This is a genomic window from Rhodococcus sp. BH4, from assembly GCF_002079265.1.
Taxonomy (GTDB): Bacteria; Actinomycetota; Actinomycetes; order Mycobacteriales; family Mycobacteriaceae; genus Rhodococcus_F; species Rhodococcus_F qingshengii.
Genome location: NZ_CP014941.1, coordinates 3205180 through 3223493, shown reverse-complemented (window position 1 = coordinate 3223493; position 18314 = coordinate 3205180). Strand labels below are relative to the sequence as shown.

17 protein-coding genes are annotated in these 18314 nt (G+C 61.5%); 8 read left to right on the top strand and 9 right to left on the bottom strand.

Annotated elements, in window-relative coordinates:
- Window positions 1–16 precede the first annotated feature (16 nt).
- Together A0W34_RS15010 and A0W34_RS15005 are read left to right on the top strand one after the other, a co-directional pair.
- Window positions 17–1192, top strand: coding sequence for a lipase family protein (locus A0W34_RS15010; protein ID WP_054827626.1), 1176 nt, complete (start codon window positions 17–19; stop codon window positions 1190–1192).
- 73 nt (window positions 1193–1265) lie between these two features.
- Entirely contained in the window at window positions 1266–1739 is a 474-nt protein-coding gene (locus A0W34_RS15005) for a DUF5709 domain-containing protein (protein ID WP_003945009.1), read from the top strand.
- Here the strand turns inward: A0W34_RS15005 and A0W34_RS15000 are convergent.
- Entirely contained in the window at window positions 1728–2777 is a 1050-nt protein-coding gene (locus tag A0W34_RS15000; RefSeq protein WP_232329859.1) for a GGDEF domain-containing protein, read from the bottom strand. The two genes, A0W34_RS15005 and A0W34_RS15000, sit on opposite strands and share 12 nt — an antisense overlap.
- Window positions 2778–3380: 603 nt before the next feature.
- Here A0W34_RS15000 and A0W34_RS14995 point away from each other — a divergent pair.
- Window positions 3381–4364 carry a hypothetical protein gene (locus tag A0W34_RS14995; RefSeq protein WP_081557880.1) on the top strand — a complete coding sequence of 328 codons (984 nt, stop codon included), beginning with the start codon at window positions 3381–3383 and terminating at the stop codon, window positions 4362–4364.
- A 7-nt stretch (window positions 4365–4371) separates the two neighbouring features.
- On the opposite strand, the gene galE is transcribed toward A0W34_RS14995, so the two are convergent.
- The 5 genes from galE to A0W34_RS14970 all read right to left on the bottom strand — a co-directional run bounded on the left by galE (window position 4372) and on the right by A0W34_RS14970 (window position 9768).
- Entirely contained in the window at window positions 4372–5370 is a 999-nt protein-coding gene (gene galE / locus A0W34_RS14990; protein ID WP_081557879.1) for a UDP-glucose 4-epimerase GalE, read from the bottom strand.
- Window positions 5367–6497: a nucleotidyltransferase family protein gene (locus A0W34_RS14985; protein ID WP_081557878.1), complete on the bottom strand. Its 1131-nt coding sequence runs from the start codon at window positions 6495–6497 to the stop codon at window positions 5367–5369. The genes galE and A0W34_RS14985 overlap by 4 nt, the downstream gene beginning before the upstream one ends.
- A complete protein-coding gene (locus A0W34_RS14980) occupies window positions 6476–7297 on the bottom strand; it encodes a hypothetical protein (RefSeq protein WP_081557877.1) in 822 nt (273 codons plus the stop codon). The genes A0W34_RS14985 and A0W34_RS14980 overlap by 22 nt, the downstream gene beginning before the upstream one ends.
- A gap of 64 nt (window positions 7298–7361) precedes the next feature.
- On the bottom strand, window positions 7362–7634 hold the full coding sequence (locus A0W34_RS14975) for a PqqD family protein (protein WP_081557876.1): 273 nt from the start codon (window positions 7632–7634) through the stop codon (window positions 7362–7364).
- A 46-nt stretch (window positions 7635–7680) separates the two neighbouring features.
- Window positions 7681–9768 (bottom strand): glycosyltransferase, encoded by a 2088-nt coding sequence (locus A0W34_RS14970; protein WP_081557875.1) that lies wholly within the window; start codon window positions 9766–9768, stop codon window positions 7681–7683.
- Between the two features lie 52 nt (window positions 9769–9820).
- Here A0W34_RS14970 and A0W34_RS14965 point away from each other — a divergent pair, with 52 nt between their 5' ends.
- On the top strand, window positions 9821–10102 hold the full coding sequence (locus A0W34_RS14965; RefSeq protein WP_042450929.1) for a hypothetical protein: 282 nt from the start codon (window positions 9821–9823) through the stop codon (window positions 10100–10102).
- A 451-nt stretch (window positions 10103–10553) separates the two neighbouring features.
- On the opposite strand, the gene A0W34_RS14960 is transcribed toward A0W34_RS14965, so the two are convergent.
- Window positions 10554–11351, bottom strand: coding sequence for an ArsR/SmtB family transcription factor (locus A0W34_RS14960; protein WP_080961164.1), 798 nt, complete (start codon window positions 11349–11351; stop codon window positions 10554–10556).
- Between the two features lie 411 nt (window positions 11352–11762).
- Between A0W34_RS14960 and A0W34_RS14955 the strand changes: the two genes are divergently transcribed.
- On the top strand, window positions 11763–13178 hold the full coding sequence (locus tag A0W34_RS14955) for an NAD(P)/FAD-dependent oxidoreductase (protein WP_003944885.1): 1416 nt from the start codon (window positions 11763–11765) through the stop codon (window positions 13176–13178).
- An 83-nt stretch (window positions 13179–13261) separates the two neighbouring features.
- On the opposite strand, the gene A0W34_RS14950 is transcribed toward A0W34_RS14955, so the two are convergent.
- Window positions 13262–13690: a PaaI family thioesterase gene (locus A0W34_RS14950; RefSeq protein ID WP_003945020.1), complete on the bottom strand. Its 429-nt coding sequence runs from the start codon at window positions 13688–13690 to the stop codon at window positions 13262–13264.
- A 236-nt stretch (window positions 13691–13926) separates the two neighbouring features.
- Window positions 13927–14709, bottom strand: coding sequence for a hypothetical protein (locus A0W34_RS14945; RefSeq protein WP_003944809.1), 783 nt, complete (start codon window positions 14707–14709; stop codon window positions 13927–13929).
- 202 nt (window positions 14710–14911) lie between these two features.
- Here A0W34_RS14945 and A0W34_RS14940 point away from each other — a divergent pair, with 202 nt between their 5' ends.
- From A0W34_RS14940 to A0W34_RS14930, 3 genes are read left to right on the top strand one after another with little or no spacing between them, the layout of a single operon-like run.
- On the top strand, window positions 14912–16372 hold the full coding sequence (locus tag A0W34_RS14940) for a FecCD family ABC transporter permease (protein ID WP_081557874.1): 1461 nt from the start codon (window positions 14912–14914) through the stop codon (window positions 16370–16372).
- Window positions 16369–17460: a FecCD family ABC transporter permease gene (locus A0W34_RS14935; protein WP_003944960.1), complete on the top strand. Its 1092-nt coding sequence runs from the start codon at window positions 16369–16371 to the stop codon at window positions 17458–17460. The genes A0W34_RS14940 and A0W34_RS14935 overlap by 4 nt, the downstream gene beginning before the upstream one ends.
- Window positions 17457–18308 carry an ABC transporter ATP-binding protein gene (locus tag A0W34_RS14930; RefSeq protein ID WP_081557873.1) on the top strand — a complete coding sequence of 284 codons (852 nt, stop codon included), beginning with the start codon at window positions 17457–17459 and terminating at the stop codon, window positions 18306–18308. The genes A0W34_RS14935 and A0W34_RS14930 overlap by 4 nt, the downstream gene beginning before the upstream one ends.
- The last annotated feature ends 6 nt before the right edge of the window (window positions 18309–18314 follow it).

The window sequence follows — 18314 nt, the reverse complement described above, 5'->3', positions numbered from 1 at the left end:
CGTGTTTACCGGATCGATGCTGACTGCCGCTGCACTGACTGCCGCACTGCTCTCCGGGGGGACTGCACAGGCCGATCCCGCATATCCGGCACCGGACCCGGACCCGTTCTACTCGCAAGCAGCTGCCGAGGGGACCGCCGGCACGCCGATCTCCGTGCGCCGGGCCCCTGACCTGATGACCTTTCCCGGCGTCGCGATCTGGCAGGTCAGTTACAGGTCCACGAACTCAGAGAACAAGCCTATTGCCGCGGTCAGCACGATCCTGGTCCCGCCGAATCAAGCACAAGACGGCCCGTTGCTCTCGTATCAGCACATCGTCAATGCACTCGGTACGGGATGTGCGCCATCTCGCGCGCTTTACGCATCGGATCCCAACATCGTCATCCGTGAAGCGCCCATCCTCAACGTCGCGCTGCAACGTGGATGGACCATTGCCCTTCCCGACCATCTCGGACCCAACAGTGCGTACGGCGCCGCGCGCCTGGGCGGACAGATCACGCTCGACGGTATCCGCGCCGTTCAGAAAGTCCCCGAATTGCGTAGTGGCGCCAGCCCTGTAGGTATTGCCGGCTACTCCGGCGGCGGCATGGCCACCGCGTGGGCGGCCGCACTGGCCCCGAGCTACGCACCCGAGGTCAACCTTGTCGGTGTAGCCGAGGGCGGCGTCCCGATGAATCTGTCCAAGATGGCAAACGGCCTCGGACAGGATCCGCACCCGGCATTCGGCCTCGCCTTCGCCGCAGCAATGGGCCTCGAACGCGAGTATCCCGACCTACTGCCGCTGAGCAACCAACTCAACGACCTCGGACGGTCGATGCGGGCCGAACTCACCAACGCGTGCACCAACGACATCCTCAGGGTCGGTGCCGGGCGCAGTGCCTCTCAGGTGTCGACGTCGACATCCTTGCTGTCCAGCCCTGAAGTGCGAAAGGTGATGGACGACAACAGCGTCGAACTCTATCCCGGTGTGCCGACTGCCCCGGTGTTCGAATGGCACACGCCCGACGACGTTCTGATCCCCATCGATTCGGTGGTCAACACGATTTCGCGGTACTGCGCCGCCGGAGCCACGATTCAATCCCAACTGTTCCCCAGCCCGGACCACCTCACCACTGCGGTCCTCGGTCTGCCCACCGCATTCGAGTACCTACAGGACCGATTCGACGGAGTGCCGGCCCCGCGTTCGTGCTGAATGTCTCCGGAGTGACGTATCGAGCAGGCGCGGCACATGGCCAACTCGGTGTGCCCGTGGCATCGTTGATCGTATGAGCGACACGGATGACACCGGCGCGGCCGGCAATGGCGATTACAGTCTCGATCCCGACGACCAGCTTCAACCTGAAGACACTCTGATCGATCGAGGCGTCGACGACATTCTCGACGAGGGAATCTCACCACCGGAACGCCCACTGGGACTTGATGCCCACGGGTTGACCGGCAGCGAGGAATCAGCGGGGGAGACCCTCGACGAGCGCCTGGCCGAAGAAGAACCCGATCCGTACGCGTCGCTCGGAGATCCTTTGAAGGATCCCGCCGATGCCGACGAATTCGAACGGGAAGAAGAATTCCCGAACGGTGACGAAGTGGGTAACCGTCGGGTCGGCCGTCTCGTTGCCGAAGACGAGGGCAGATACGAGGACGAGGAAAGTGAACTCATTGCCGGAGACGTCGGAATCGACGGCGGCGCAGCGTCGGCAGAGGAAGCCGCGATGCATCTGATCGACGATTCAGAGGACTGAACGACCGCCTGACTGTTGTGGCTGTTGTAGCTGTTGATCGGTGAGAACGATGGAGTGGACGTGATTTCCACCCATTCTCTTGCTTTCGTACATCGCCGAATCGGCGAGGCGATGTAGATCGTGAACGCCACTTTCTGCTGCGTGTACGTCCGGCCAGGCGCCGTTGTGGATGGCTATGCCGATGCTGGTCGTCGAGATTGGTTCGCCTGTAGGGGAGTTCATGATGGGCGCGATCCGGGCCAGTAGATCGCCGACGTACGGCAACGGCATCATCTGAACGACGACGAACTCGTCACCGCCGATGCGCGCTATCGCCGCGTCCGATCTGGCCCAGTCGTGTAGTCGATAGGCCGTGCGCAGTATGACTCGGTCGCCGACGTCGTGACCGTAGGTGTCGTTGAAGTGTTTGAAATTGTCGATGTCGATCACCACCACCAGCAAAGACTGGTCGAGGCTGGATTTCGCTTGCAGTAGTTCGGAAGTCCGCCGTGCGAGTCCGCGCCGATTCAGCAGGTCCGTCAACGGATCGAGTTCTGAGCTTTGAGCGTCGTTGCTCAGGAGCGCCAGAGCAATCTGCGTGACCACCGGTATGACAGTGATGACAGGAATGGCAAAGGCAATGCGCCCCAGGACGTCTGGAAGGCCAGAAGGTACATCGGTGAACACGCCGATGCTGGCGACAACGATGACCGCCCCGGAAAACAGCAGGTGCCACAGCTGAGTTCGAAGATTGTGAAAGAAGGCTATGTACGAGCCGACGAGCCCGAAGACGAGACATCCGAGCAATCTCTGATCCGGATTCGCCTCAGCCAGCACGATCACCGCAACAGCGAAGTCCCCGGCAACGACGAAGAAATACGACCTTTCACGGGTGGTCGCCATGACAGGCAGGGCAATTCCGCCGATCATCACAAGCACTGAGACGACGACGTCCAACGGAAATCCGATGGTCTGTACCGAATGAGTGCCCAGTCGCTTGAGCAGAATCGTGATACCCAGGAGGAAAACCAATACGCCGATGCCTATCCGAGTCGGCATCAGAATTCCGTTGTCGCGCAAGAATCGCGTGAATCGGTCAAACTGGTCTGGCACTGCGAGCCAGCGATGCACGACCTTGGGTGTGTCACTCATCGCGGCCACTGACCATGAGAAGCGGCCGGTCGAATACAACACATGCGGCGATAGTAGTCCGTGGCGATGACAATGAAACTGAACTCGCCTCCAGCCTGTCGACCATAATACGTCACAGTGACGAATTGAGGTGGGGTAGCCGGAAGTCGGTGAGACGTGTTTATCGGCATCAATCCACATCAGAGCACTTATTGGTCGTTCCTGACGTCCAGGTCGCGCGGCGTAGCCGCAGTCGCCGGCGAGGCCAGGCGGTGATCGGTAGTAATTCAGCCGGCGATCGCGGAGTCGCAATAGTCGAGTCGTGCAAGCCGGTCGCAGATCTCGGACGGAAACGCAGGAAAGCCGGCAAATGTACCGGCAGACAGACATGGGTGGGCGGAAACAAAGAAGGTTGCACGAACCAGGCGTGAACCGGATATCGCCAGGTCGAGAATTTGCCGATAATCTACATTATGTCAAGTAATGGATATTCGAACGTCCCCCGTCAGCTTGTCCGCTAGCTTTACCCACATGGATTCCGTTGCACTCGTCCTCGGTTCACCACGTGGCCGTCGCTTCTGTGCGAACGTCGGTTACGCATGCCGCGCCGGCGCACGCACATCCGGTGGACACTGGCCTCAATCGCCGGAAGATGCGCTCCAAGTTCTCGGCGCTGTTGATATCCGGGCAATCGGCGAGATGTCCGAACTCGAGATTCTGCACTGTCTTGCGTATGCCGTAGATTGCGCACGCTACTGGGAGCCGCCGGACGAAGAAGACCTGATCTTCGTCCGGCCGGATGTCGCAGCGGCATTGCGCCCGATCGCTCAAGCACTACTCGACTCGCCACACACTGCCTGGTGGGCCGAGCCTGCTGACCTTCTGAACCAGAATCTGGTTGAAAAGCGAAACCCTATTTACGGCTGGTCGGACCTACCCTTGCGGATTTACCGTGCAGAGGACGGCCTCGAACAGTGGCGTGCTGAGGCACTCGACAACGAACGTCAGTTTCTGGAATACCAGATCGAAGATCCGGACCGTCACATCGGAGGCGAATGGTGGTCTATCCCGTTTGCCAACGGTACAACCGAAACAACCAGGGCCCGCGACGGTATCGGGGCGCTCGGGGTGTTTCTCGAAGAAGACAGCTCCTCGAACGAGGCGCGGGTGCAGCCGGTAAGGATCTACGGCGCGCCCCGGATCTACGAGATCACCGGTCCGCAGGACTGGGCGAATCTGGTCGATACCTATCCCCTGCCTGTGCCCGCTTCACGTCGCTCCGTGTGGTACGACACGACCGGTGAATACCGTGACTGGTTCATTCCGGACTGGGTTTCGGTGTCCGCGGATTACGACGCCGTGCACCTGACCATGATGGCTTATCTGACCACGCCAGGTGTCGCGATCCCGTTGTCGGCCAACGCGGGGGCCACTGTGCTCGCCGGGTGGAATCCGGACGCCACCTTCTGGCTACGTAGCAACAACATCACCGTTGACGACGACCCGACGGGCTGACGTTCGGCTACACCGAGTTGAGCAGGTGCGGCCGCACTGCCAGCCACCGCGCGGTGTCCTCGATCCCCTGTTCCAGGGTGAATGTCGGAACCCACCCGAGTAGTCGCAACGCACGATCGTTCGATGCGTAAGCGCCGGCAGTGTCACCGGTGCGTCGGCCGGCAGCGACCACGTCGATATCTTCGCCGAACACGTTCTCGAATGTGTGTACCAGCTCCCACACCGTCGTCCCCCGCCCGCTGCCCAGATTGACCACAGTCATGCGTGATGATTCAGCGGTGACCCGGTCGAACCTTTTCAGTGCTCGAACATGAGCGTCTGCAAGGTCCCAGACATGAACGTAATCACGCACTCCGGATCCGTCGCGCGTCGGCCAATCCGTTCCCGTAACCCTGAAAGGCGTTCCTGTCGAATATGATTCGAACAGCTTTCCGAGTGCGTGGGTCGGGCGTGCCGATGGTGTACCACTTCGCAGATCCGGATCTGCCCCGACCGGGTTGAAGTAGCGTAGAGATATCGCCGATAATTCAGTGGCCGCCGCAATGTCGTCGAGCATCGTTTCGAACTGAGCCTTGCTGTGCGCATAGGGACTCTGCGGTGCGATCCCCCAACGTTCGTCGACACACCCACCGTCGCTCGGCGCATACACCGCCGCAGAGGAACTGAACAAGAAGCGCTCACACCCGTTCCGAAGGACACTCGATACCAGCGTCAGCGACTTGGATACGTTGTTCTCGTAGTACCGCGCCGGGTTACTCACGGAATCTCCGACCACGATCAAGGCCGCACAGTGAACTGTCGCATCGATATCGGAATGATCTGCGAATACTTTGTCGAGCAGTTTCTCGTCCGCGATGTCGCCGCAGTAGAACGGGAATCTGTGCGCAAATTCGGCGCGGCCGGTCAGCAGGTTGTCGAGAATCACGACATCGATCCCGGCGTCGACGCACTTCGACGCGACGGTGCTTCCGATGAATCCCGCTCCGCCCGTGATCAGTACTTTCACGCCGCTCCCCCGGCATCTTCGACGGCAGTCCTCGCACGACGGACGAAGTGGGACACGCGTGAGCGGGCCAAGTCCCATCCACGTAGGTCACGCCCGTCCCGGATGGAAAGCCGATCACGGTCGAGAAAGAGCGGCACCATGACCAGATCGCGGTAGAGCGAGTGCAGGCGTGGGCGATCCGCCAACCACAGCGTCCATCGCCACCACCAACGCGCCGAGATGGTCGTCATTCCGGTACTGACGCCGAAGATCGATTCCACCGCCGCCCAGTGGACGTTCACCGCCCGACGGACATCGCGTGGCAACTGGCGTCTGGAGAGCGTCACAGCGAGTTCCGGTTCGGAAGTGAGCAGGTACCCCACGTCGAAGACACTGTTCAACGACAAATCGGCTCGAATCAAGGCCCGATCGGCAAGCCGCGCGTGAGCGATGACGTGCAGCGTCACGTCGGCCATCGCAAGGCGGGATCCTTCCGCCTCCGCGCTGATTTCTCGGACCGCGGCCTCTCGGGTCAGCGCGTGACGTGCGAACCGCGGAAGCAAGTGCGAATGGATTTCGACGGAGCCATGACGGTCGTCGCGAAGGAGTGCCGGTTCCTGGTGATCGTCGTGATCGATGGAGTCGGAGTCCACTTCGTCGGGGCGGACCATTCGGTAGCCGAAATCGAGGATCGCGTCGTTGGCCGGAACGGCATGTGCAGGGTCGACGACCAAAAGGTCGATGTCCGTCATCCGTCGAGCTGCCGGGTTCGGCCAGATTTTTCGCTCGAGAAGGGCGGCACCCTTCAGTGCAACCGTCGGAAATCCGTTGCTGTGTAACAACTCTTGCAGTTCCACTCGCTGCGCGTCGAGGTCCGAGATCCTTATGGTGTTTCGGTGATGGACAAGGCTCAGCGTCAGTTCCGGACTCGATGCGGTGGCCGAGGATTCCGACAGCATTTCCGCGAAGCTCGCAGGTAGGACCGATGCGAAGCCGGCCTCGACCGATCGGGAGGCGAGCAGCGGCAATACCTTGTGCCTTACAGCGGCGTCGATGACTCTGGGCCAATCCTGCTGCGAACACAAGCGGATGACGTCGGCCCCACACTCGGGTTTCAACATGGAAATCAGGTACCGGGTGTCACGCATGACGCCACCAGTTCCTCCACCGTGTCGGCGCCGGTATCGCCGTGATGTCGAATCAGTCTGTAGCACGGGGCATTCGAGAGTAGAGCAGCGATGTTTCTCAGGGTCACTCCGTGATTGTCGGACCACAGTGCGGATTGCCCGGCCAGCGACTGTATCGCTTGGGATACGGGCATCGGAGCGAGTCGAGTCGGCGCCTCGTCCCATCCATCGAGGATCAGCACCAGGTCGATTCCGCGAACCGCCGAGCTGACGTTTCGTTCAGCAGGCAAGGTCGACGGGTCCAACGCCCACACCGGCGGGGCGTACGGAAGATACAGCGAATCGTGCGCTTTGATCTCCGGGAGGACGTCGAACGTACCGGCTTTGAGGTGAACCCGCCGCGGTAAGCCCACAGCTTCGGTACCACGAATGAAGACGCCTTCGTCAGCACGCAGTTGTGCACCCCGCATGGCAAGGGCGAGCGCCAAGGTGGTCTTGCCCGCCCCTGAATGCCCGGCGATCGCCACTCTCACACCGTTGCAGTCGACCAGAGCGGCGTGCAGGCGTGTCCACTGTCGGGCGTGCGCGGCCGTCATGACATCCCGGTGCACCGTGCGGTACACGCTCTCCGCGAGCTGGAGACCGTCCAGACCGATCAGCGTTTCATGGCTGCCGCCGATGGTCGATTCGATGGTGACGTCCCAGCGACCGAATGTCGCTCGATTCCGCTGAATCCGAACTTCGACGTTGTTGTCCGCAGGCCACGGGCTGGCAATCCGATGCTCGACGACACCGACCTCGGGTATGCGGAAACCGCGCACAATCGCGTCAACCCAAAGGTAATGCGCCCGGAATTGTGGTACGTGGTTGCCTGTCACGGAATTCTCACACCAGCAGACGAGAGGTGCTCAGCGGTCCGTACGTCTCGTTGACTACCGACTTCGCCTCGTCGTCAGGGATCTCGAGCACTTCTGCCACGGCCTGGACAATTTCGCTGACGGTCCGGCCGTCACACAGTTCCCACACCAACGTCGCGACCGGGTTGAGGTGATGGGCAACCTCGCTGGAGCTGTCGTACAGCACAACACCGTCGGTGAGATCGTTGCTTTCCACCGTCTGAGAGCGTTGCGGTCTCACACCTTCGAGTAGTTCGGTCAAGATATCTCCTTGATTCAGCGAATCCGATTTCGTTTCGGTGGTGGTCTCACAGTGCGAAGCGTCGTGAGTATTCGGATTCGATTGCGCCCGAACGAATCAGGCTGCGTGTGGAGGCGATGCCGGGCGACAGCGTCAGGCACGTGAGCGCTCCCCCGGCACTCGCATCCACCAGGTAGTCGCCCAGAGTTCGGTAGTGACCCGTCCATTGTCCGAATGCTTCGGGATCTGACTCCGGATCCGCAATCTCGTCGAGAATTCGCTCGAAGGCGCGCGAATGTACGAGAACGGCGTGGACTCCACGGTTCTCAGGACTGGTGCGCAAGAGTGCCGAACCGTCGAGCAGAGCTCCGTCCCTCGATTTCGGGTCGTGTCCGAGGTGGACGACATCCCAATCGCCGTGATCCAACTCTTCGCGGGCATGGCCAAGGATCGATGCGGCGGCATCCAGCAAACTGACGTCATCAGCAGCGATGAGGACCGAATCCCAGCCCTTCTCAGTCGCCCGAGCGAGCGCACGACGCCACGAGACGGCAAAGGCCGCGTCCTGATTCATCGCGTCCTCGAAAGCCGACACTCTTTCCACCGCTGTTACGCGCGGTAAGCGAATGAATCTATGCCAGGACGCTTTCCATCTGTCGATGTCGAGATCGAGATTCACGACGGCAACACCGAGGTCCGACTCAGAATCCTCGACAACGGGGTTGGGTTCTCCCCCTACTCGGACAGGCGACAGTGGGCGATCGAGCACAACGTCGACTGCGCCTCGCTCGAGCAGATAAGCCGCCAGTGAGAAGTCGGACGGCACGGGTCCGTTGATCCTTCGTGAGAGTTCGTCTCGCAAAGTTCCGTAGGTCGCCGCGTGAACAATCAGTGCAGCTCCGACCAGATCTTCGCCGTGTGCGTGGATGACAGCCGTATCGGCCTCGGCCGGGAGGTCGTCGACGATGTTCCGTAGCTTGTACATAACGGCGGGTTCGATCACGCGCGCCTCGTCCAGAAAAACCACCGACTTCCAGCCCAGCAGAATTGCCTTGTCGAGTCCGGCGACGAACGCAGAGGCCGTCCTCCACCCATCCGGACCGTCGTCCTCCGCCGGAATGGCACGGTGAACGGTCAGTTCGATCGACTCGGCCTCCGCCAGGCATGAACGCCACGGAGCGACTCGGCGGTCGTCGCCGAGAACGATCACTCCACCAAAGACCAACTCGGGTCTCTGGACGCTCAGCTCGGCGCGGCGACGAATCTCGGGATACGAATCACCGAGGTACCTGGAGAACTGACGATGGAGTGAGTCGAGATCCCATCCGACCTCACTCCAACCGAGCAGGTAATTGTGAACACGATCTTCCCAGTTTATTCGATACGGGACGCCGGCCGGGCGCTCGAACCGATGGTGCCAACCGAAGGCCGGAAGGCAGACGACCTTGCCGCCGTTGATCCGGAACTTCTCGTGGATGTATCCCTCTTCACCGCCGAATCCGGTGAAGTGCGAGTTCAATCCCGGCCATGCCTCACGCCTGCAGGCAAATGAGCCGAGGCCCTGCATGACGATCTCGAAAGGCACGTCAGGGTGTTGCTTCGCGCGCGAATCAACTCCCCACGAGCCGAACATCCCGTTGCGCCACTTGGGGTCCATGTGGGTGGCCGCGATGTGCGAGGAATCCTGGGAGAGCATCGGTCCCTGGATCAGATCGTCGGTTTCCGGGTCCGCATCGAAATACGCCAGCAACGCCGACAACGATCCCGGTGCCAAGATCACGTGAGAGTCGAGGACAAGGACATACTTTCCGGTGGCCTTGCGGAACAGGACGTCCCGCACCGCAGTCGATCGAACGTCGGTGAACGGGATGTAGCGGAACCGATCGATGTAACCGGCAAACGATTCGAGCATCGGCGCCGGCAACCCCTCGGGGTTGTTGTCCAACAAGACGAATTCGACTCTGTCCAGAACCTCGCGATGATGGACCAAGATCGAGTGGATCGTGAAGTACGCGCCGTCGAAATCGTCGTAGGTCGCGATCGCGACAGTCAGATCGGCCGGTTCTCCGTGTGGCGGAGTCTCCTTCACCTGAACCGACCCCGCGCTCTGAAACTTCTTCAGAGCGCGGTGTAGCGCGACGTCGAACTCTGTCATCGTCGGTGTTCCCCCTCGGAACCAGTCGCGTCGTGTCGGCTACGTAGGTTCCGTGGGATTTGTCGGCTGGGTCGGAGGGGTCGGGAAGGTCGGCTCGGTGCGAGTGGTCGGCACCGTCGGTACGGTTGGCACAGTCGGGACGGTCGGCTCCGTCGGCGCTGTCGGCCCGGTGGGTTTGGCGGTCGTCGTTCCACCCGAACCTGACGAGCTACCGGTTGATCCGGAACCTGTGGAACTTCCGGACGGTCCCGAACTCCCGGAACTACCCGAACTTCCTGACGATCCCGAACTTCCCGATGATCCGGGATTGCCCGGCTCGTTTCCGCCCGGCTGATTCCCTCCCGGAGTATTACCACCGGGTTGATTCCCGCCTGGTTGCTCACCGCCTGGTTGATTCGGATTCTGCTGGCCACGACTTGGCGCTCCGGAAAGATTCGGCGTGTCACCGGCTGCGAAGGCCGGCGCCGCACCACCGAGGCTGATCGACGTCACGACTGGCACAGTTACCGCCGAGGCCGCTAGAACTGTCTTGACGAACTTGCGTCGATCAACTGGAACATTCTGAAAAGCGTCGCCGCCCATAGCGTTTCTCCCATGCGTCCGAGACGAGGTCGTCCTCACTCGATGTCGGGCAAAACGCTAGCATCCTTCTGGCAACTTTACAGACTGAACGCGCCGATATTTGACGGTTATGCGAATTTGAGTCCGGACTGGGCCGACTGTTCGGACAAACGTACGGCGATCTCCTCCTGTTCAGGGGACTCGTTTGTCCCGGTCGACAACCGTCAACCGACCGGCATCTCCCACGGCGCCACCGGAAGAGTATTTCCGGTCTCGAGGTAGGACTTCAGATTCGACAGCACCGCCGACCATCCGCCGGCCACCTCCACGCGAGCCGATTCGTCCGCCAGATCGGTGTGCTTGACGGTCAGTCGCACGATCGCGCCGAAGGCTTCGATGTCGAAACTCACCCGAGAGATGTCGACGCCCGGTTCGCCGTTCGGATCAGCCCAGGTGGTGACCAACCTCGACGGAGGGTTGCTCTCGACTACGGTGCCGACTACATCGGCAATGTTCGAACCGTCGATCCGGCGGTGCTCCCAGGTCGATCCCGGCTGCCAGTCGGAGACGTTGCTGTGTCCCCAATACTCTGCGGTGGCCTGTGCGTCGGTGAGCGCTTTCCAGACGTTGTCCGCCGTGCTCGCAATGTAGGTGACGTACACAAAACTGGGCTTGTCGGTCATGGCTTCCTCCGCGATTTTTTTGACGGTACTGAGCGCACGAAGGCGCGGTACCTCGAACTTGTTGATCCACCGCTCTCGAATCTCCTCGAGCGCAACGGGATTGAGATAGTGAAGCTTTGCCCTCCCCTGTCGGACCGTGCTGATCAGATTGGCGTCCTCGAGCATGGTGAGGTGTTGAGTGACAGCTTGCCGACTCATGTCGAGGCTGTCGCACAGCTCGCCGAGCGACTGACCGTTGGCTACGAACAAGCGGTCCAGGAGAAGCCTTCGTGTGGGATCGGCCAGTGCTTTGAAGGCTGCATTCATCCGGTCGTTCACAACTTCACAATATGCAAGCATTTACTTGCATGTCAACGGTTGGGCGTGCCGGGTTTCGAAAGTTGGGACAGATGAGGTGTGATGTCTCTAGGCAGATGTGATCTGAATCCCGGATTACACCGTAAGAGAGGTTGGGCACATGGACTGGGCAGCAATTGGAGTGGGTGTCGGGTATGCCTCGGTGGCCCTGTCGATCCTGGTTTTCGTCGGCGGGTGCATCGCACTGTTCATCTTGTCCGTCCGCCAGTAGCCGACACCTCGACAAAGTGGTGATCACCCCGGGGTCCGGCCAAGCCGATCACCTCGGGAGTGATCACCCTCGAGGCCGCTTGATCGATTCGGACACACCGGCGCGCGTCGAACTGCTCGCAGAGAAGCTCGGCCGCGGTGGGACTACCGTAGGACTGTCGCCTAGAACTCGAGGAGTACGGAATGAGCATCCAGTCGGTTGAACCGCACCGCCACCGCGTAGTGGTGATCGGTTCCGGCTTCGGAGGATTGTTCGGCACTCAGGCTCTCAAAAAAGCCGATGCCGACATCACGATGATCGCGCGTACAACCCACCATCTGTTTCAGCCGCTCCTCTATCAGGTTGCGACCGGCATCCTCTCGGTCGGTGACATCGCTCCCGCCACGAGACTGGTGCTGCGCAAGCAGAAGAACGCACAGGTACTGCTCGGTGAGGTCGAGACCATTGATCTCGAGAATCAGACCGTGACCTCGCGCCTGCTCGAACGCGTCACTGTTACGCCGTTCGACAGTCTGATCGTGGCAGCCGGTGCCGGTCAGTCGTACTTCGGCAACGACCAGTTCGCGGAGTTCGCCCCCGGAATGAAAACGATCGACGACGCCCTCGAACTGCGCGGACGAATCCTTGGGGCCTTCGAACAGGCCGAACTGTCGGACGATCCCGCCGAGCGTGCGCGCTTGCTCACCTTCGTCGTTGTCGGCGCCGGCCCCACCGGCGTGGAGTTGGCCGGGCAGATCGCCGAGCTTTCCCGTCGAACGCTGGACGGCGCGTTCCGCAAGATCGATCCTCGTGAAGCGCGCGTCGTGCTCCTCGACGGCGCCCCTGCCGTGTTGCCCGTGTACGGCGGGAAGCTCAGCCGCAAGGCTGCCGAGACGCTCGAGAAGCTCGGCGTCGAGATCCAGCTCGACGCGATGGTCACCGACGTGGACAACGACGGTCTGATCATCAAGGAGAAGGACGGCACGCTTCGCCGTATCGAGTCGCAGTGCAAGGTGTGGTCCGCCGGCGTGCAGGCCAGCCCCCTCGGCAAGCAGCTCGCAGAACAGAGCGGCGGAGAAACCGACCGCGCCGGCCGCGTCATGGTCAATCCCGACTTGTCTCTGCCCGGGCACCCCAACGTCTTTGTCATCGGCGACATGATGTCGCTCGACAAGCTGCCCGGATTGGCTCAGGTTGCCATGCAGGGTGGCAAGTACGCGGCCAAGCAGATCAAAGCGTCACTGGACGGCAAGTCACCGTCGGAACGAGTTCCGTTCAAGTACTTCGACAAGGGCAGTATGGCAACGATCTCGCGCTTCAGCGCGGTAGCCAAGGTGGGCAAGCTCGAGATCAGCGGCTTCATCGGGTGGGTTGCCTGGCTGGCAATTCACCTCCTCTACCTCGTCGGATTCCGTTCCCGTGCCTCGACGCTGTTGTCATGGGCGGTGACGTTCTTCGGGCGTGGCCGTGCTCAGATGGCGTCCACCGAGCAGCAGGTCTTCGCGCGAAACGCGATGGGCGAATTGGAGAAGAAAAACAAGGAAGCGACGGAGTCCGGCAGCGCTTCGAATGGCGAAGCCAAGAAGGCTGCCGGCAAGCAGCAGAAGGCCGCCGGCTGATCAACACCTGAGTGACCGGCGGAGGGCGGCTGTGGAGTTCAACTCCACAGCTGCCCTCCGTCATTCGATCGACTGCCGCGTGGTCAGTTTCCGATCTTCGCCACCTCGGTGATGTTCGCGAGGCGAACCTGTCCCTTGGAAACGAGTCGGTCGTTCTCGTCGGTGATGCGAACTTCCCAGAGTTGCTGGGTGCGTCCGCGATGAATCGGGGTGGCTTCAGCGGTGAGAGTGCCCTCCCGCGTTGCGCGCAGGAAGTCGGTGTTGTTGTTGACTCCGACCACGTGTCCTCGCTCGCCCAGCCACACGGTGCCACCGACGCTGGCGAGAGACTCCACCACCGAGCAGTACACACCCCCGTGCTGTATCCCGGCGGGCTGGTGCAGCGTGGGCTTGACGGTCCATTGCGCCCGCACGCGATCTGGGCTCAGTTCGGTGTATTCCAGGCCGATGGTGGCGTCGAAGCCCGTTCCGAGCCGTTTCATCATCTCTGCGGTCTCAGCAGTGTCGACCATGCCATCTCCATCTGTGATTCTCTGGCGCCGGTGTGGCTGCCACTCCCTACCTGATTACACGAGAGGTAACTCGAGCTTGGAATCAGGTCTGGAAAAAGAACCGGCGGGTTTCACATCATTCGATGTGAAACCCGCCGTGGGAAGGACCGGGAGTCTCTGCAGCCCTCAGGACTCCGGCGCGGTCCGGCAGTTTCGTCACTCTCGCGGGGTGTAACTCTCCGCGTGGTGTTCCACAATCATAGGCAAGGCTGACCTAATTTAGCAAGCCCTTCGTCGAACTGGTTCCAACGAGGACGCAGCGAGACCTTGCGGCGTGCACGCACGGGCAGCCCTGCGGCGACAAAAGCGTCCAGCAGCCCCTGCCCGCGGCGCTGAGCGGCTGATTCGCCCCCGCCGGCCAAGATGGGGACATATGCCGCTGCGCCCAGGATCGACTCCCCTACCAAGCCCCAGAATCTGAACTGGTCGACGGGCGCACACCTGGAGACGGCGTCGTAGATCGCCCGTAGCGAGGTCAGGCAACGGTGCGCGGTCCAGACGAGGAGCGCTTCTTCGCACGGCATGTCGACGACGCCGTCACTGCCGGACTCCCGTCCGTTCGGCGCAACTCGCAGAGTTTCGTCGATCACCCCGGCCCAGTCGATACCGCCGTCGCTGTCCATGTGGATGAACAGGTTCTCGAGGCCTGGATCCCAAGCGGCACCTTCGGAGACGATCGATGCGGCAACCCTGCCGACCACAGCGTGAATCAGTGATGTTGCGACCTGTATCGCCGCAGCTTCGGCACTGTCGAGATCCTGGAGCGAGCGGGCGAACATCTGATGCACCCGATCCCCGCACAAGCCTTCACTCAACTGCCACCAACGCCGTTTGCCTTCACCTGACATGGCGGCAACCGCGTAGACGCGCGGGTAGTCAGGGTTGAGTGCTCGTAGGCGAACGCTGGTGCGGCTCAATGCGTTCGACCGGAGTTCGAATTCACGAACATCCGCATGCTGGGTAGTCAAGGTGATTGTCACCGTGCACTCCAATCGGCCGAAGTTGTCTTGTGGTTCTTAATGTAGGTTAGCCTCACCATAATTCAAGAGTAAAGAACTGTGACGCTGGGCACCGCATATTCACAGGAACTTGCCCCGCAGGGAGCACACCCACATAGGGTTCCGTAACCTAAGATGCGAATTCCCTGCGCACAAAGACCAGGAGCTCGAACCGCCAGTGACGATGATCAAACCGCTCGGGAACGGACATCCCCGAGGACCCAGCGAGACGTACGGACGGCGCATAGTGCCGCGCGGCCCGGCTCCTGTCCGAATGCGTGTTCTAGCTGGGATTTTCGACGCGGGGGTGTTCCTGCTTCCGTTGCTCGTCGGCTGGTACGTCGTTCAGTCGCTCCGAGACGAGAACGGTGGCGGCGAAGCCGACCGCGCAGTATTCGGTGGGACGGCAATAGCCATTGCCGTTGGTCTCCTCGTGTGGAACCTGGGATTCCGCGAAGGTGCCACAGGCCGGACCTCGGGAAAGGGATGGGTAGGTCTGGTCACGCGTGACGCGAAGACAAAGCAGCCCATCGGTGTTCGCCGAGCTCTGCGCAGGCCGTTCGATCGAACCAGTATCGAGGTGGTCCGTGAAAGCACGGCGCGCGAAGAAGGGTTCGAGGAACTCGCGCGCGACAACAGCGTCGGGGCAACTCGTCGACGCCGGCTGATCGGTCTCGCGGTGCTCACGGTTCTTCTCGCGCTCGTCATGCTCGCGAGCATCGCGGTGGGCGCACGTCCGCTGACGTTTGCCGAGATCTTCCACGCCATCTTCAGTTCGGACGGCACCCAGACGGACATCATCGTGCGAACGTTGCGCGCTCCGCGGACCATCCTGGGTCTTGTCGTCGGCATCGCACTCGGTATCGCCGGCGCCCTGATTCAGGGACACACCCGTAACCCGTTGGCAGATGCCGGATTACTCGGCCTCAACGCCGGCGCGGCTTTCTTCGTAGTCATGGCGATCTATCTCTTCGGTTTCACCGCCCCGAGTCAGTACCTCTGGTTCGCGTTTTCAGGATCGTTCGTCGCCAGCATCGTCGTCTTCGGCTTGTCCTCCATCGGAAACGGCGGCGCAAGTCCTCTGAGTCTGGCTCTGGCGGGCGCGGCCGTCGCGTTCTTCCTGCAAGCCATGACCAACGCCGTGATAATCCTCGACCAGACGAGCCTGGACGCCTACCGTTTCTGGGTAGTCGGGTCGGTGTCCGGTCGCGGGTTCGACGTTCTCTGGCAGGTCCTCCCCTTCCTGATACTCGGTTTGGTCATCGCCCTGGCGAGTACGCCTGGTCTCAATGTCCTCAGCCTGGGTGAAGACGTCGCAAAAGCGTTGGGAACGAACATCGCGTTCAGTCGCACACTCGGCATCATCGCGATCACCCTGCTGACCGGCGCCGCGACCGCAGCGTGTGGACCTATCGCGTTCATCGGATTGGTGGTCCCCCACGTGGCCCGGGCCATCACCGGACCCGACTACCGCTGGCTGGTCCCGTACGCGGGCTTGCTCGGCGCGGTCATGTTGATCACCGCGGACATCATCGGCCGCGTAGTCGTGCGTCCCGGCGAGTTGCAGGTCGGAATCATCCTGGCCCTGTTCGGCGCCCCGTTCTTCATCGCTCTCGTACGCCGCAGGAAGTTGGCAAGTCTGTGACGCTCAAGCAAGAACTCCGGGTACTCCCCCGGACCGTCCCCTCACGTAAGTCGATTCGTATCGGTGGATTCTCGCTGGTCTACCGTCCACTCGCGGTGTCGGTGTGCATTGCGCTCGCGGTCGCACTCTTCCTTCTGCTCTGCATCAACATCGGACGCGGCGACTATCCGATCTCGATCCCCGATGTCATTTCCGTCCTGCTCGGTAATGGAAGCAAGACACAGAACCTGATCGTCTTCGATCTCCGACTTCCTCGATCGCTCACCGCACTCTTCATCGGCATGGCACTCGGCATTGCCGGTGCGGTCACCCAGACGATCGCTCGCAACGCCCTCGCCAGCCCCGACATCCTCGGAATCACGGCCGGATCGAGTGCTGCCGCGGTTGCTCTCATCGTGCTCGGCGGTGGCGGGTCGTTCGTGGGACTGCTTGCCACACTGGGGATTCCGTTGGCTGCACTCTGCGGCGGCCTACTGACAGCAGTGGTGATCTACGCCCTCGCATGGCGAAAAGGCGTCGAGGGGTTCCGCCTCATCCTGATCGGCATCGGCATCAACGCCATGCTCGTGGCAGCGACGGGATGGCTTCTCATCTCGGCGGACATCAACGATGCTTCCCGCGCACAGGTGTGGCTCAACGGTTCGCTCAACGGTGCCACCTGGAATCAGATGTGGCCGGTAGCCATCGCTGTCGCGGTAGTCGGCGGCTACGCGGTGATCGCATCGTTCACCATGGGAGCGCTGCGGTTGGGCGACGACAACGCCACCTCTCTCGGTGTTCGCTTGCAGTCATCGCAGGCCAAACTGTTGCTCTCCGCCGTGGCGCTGGCCGCCATCGCAACCGCCGCAGCAGGTCCGGTCGGCTTTGTCGCCCTGGCTGCGCCACAGGTCGCCATGCGTCTGGTGCGCTCTGCCGGCCCGCCCATCGTGGCGTCCGCGCTGACCGGTGCTGTACTGGTGGTCGGCAGCGACGTCATCGCTCGAACAATTCTGCCTGTGGAACTCCCCGTCGGAATCGTGACTTCCGCACTTGGTGGTCCGTTCCTGCTCTACCTGTTGGTTCGTAACAATCGGAAGGTCACAGCATGACCACCATCGCCCAGTCCACCGATACTCCTTCGCGTCTCGTCGCCAAGAACCTGACGCTCGGGTACGGGGACCGCATCATCGTCGACGGACTCGATCTCGAGATCCCTACCGGCGTGATCACGACGGTCATCGGCCCCAACGGCTGCGGCAAGTCGACGCTCCTGCGTGCGCTCGGTCGTCTGCTCAAGCCCAAGGGCGGATCGGTCGTCCTGGACGGCAAGGCGATCAGTTCGATGAAGACCAAGGAAGTCGCACGGGTGCTCGGAATGCTCCCCCAGACTCCGGTTGCGCCCGAAGGACTCACGGTCGCCGATCTGGTCTCACGTGGGCGCCACCCGCACCAGTCGTGGATCAGGCAGTGGTCCGCGGACGACGAGGGCGAGGTCGCCGAAGCGCTGGAGCTGACCGGTGTCTCGGATCTCGCCGATCGACCCGTCGATCAATTGTCCGGCGGTCAGCGCCAGCGGGCCTGGATCTCGATGGCTCTCGCCCAGGGAACCGACATTCTGCTTCTCGACGAACCGACTACCTATCTGGACCTCGCGCACTCGATGGAAGTCCTCGACCTGGTGGATCAACTCCACGAGGAAATGGGGCGCACCGTGGTGATGGTTCTGCACGACCTCAATCTCGCGGTCAGATACAGCGATCATCTGATCGTGATGCGCGACGGCGCCGTCGTCGCTTCTGGTGTCCCCAGGGACATCATTTCCGCGGAACTTCTGCTCGAGGTGTTCGGTCTCGAAGCTGCGGTCATCGACGATCCCGTCTCGGATCGGCCGCTGATCGTTCCGATCGGAACCCGGCACGTGTTCGGCGCCGTCGGCGGGCCGGCAAAGCCTGCGTGACGATCG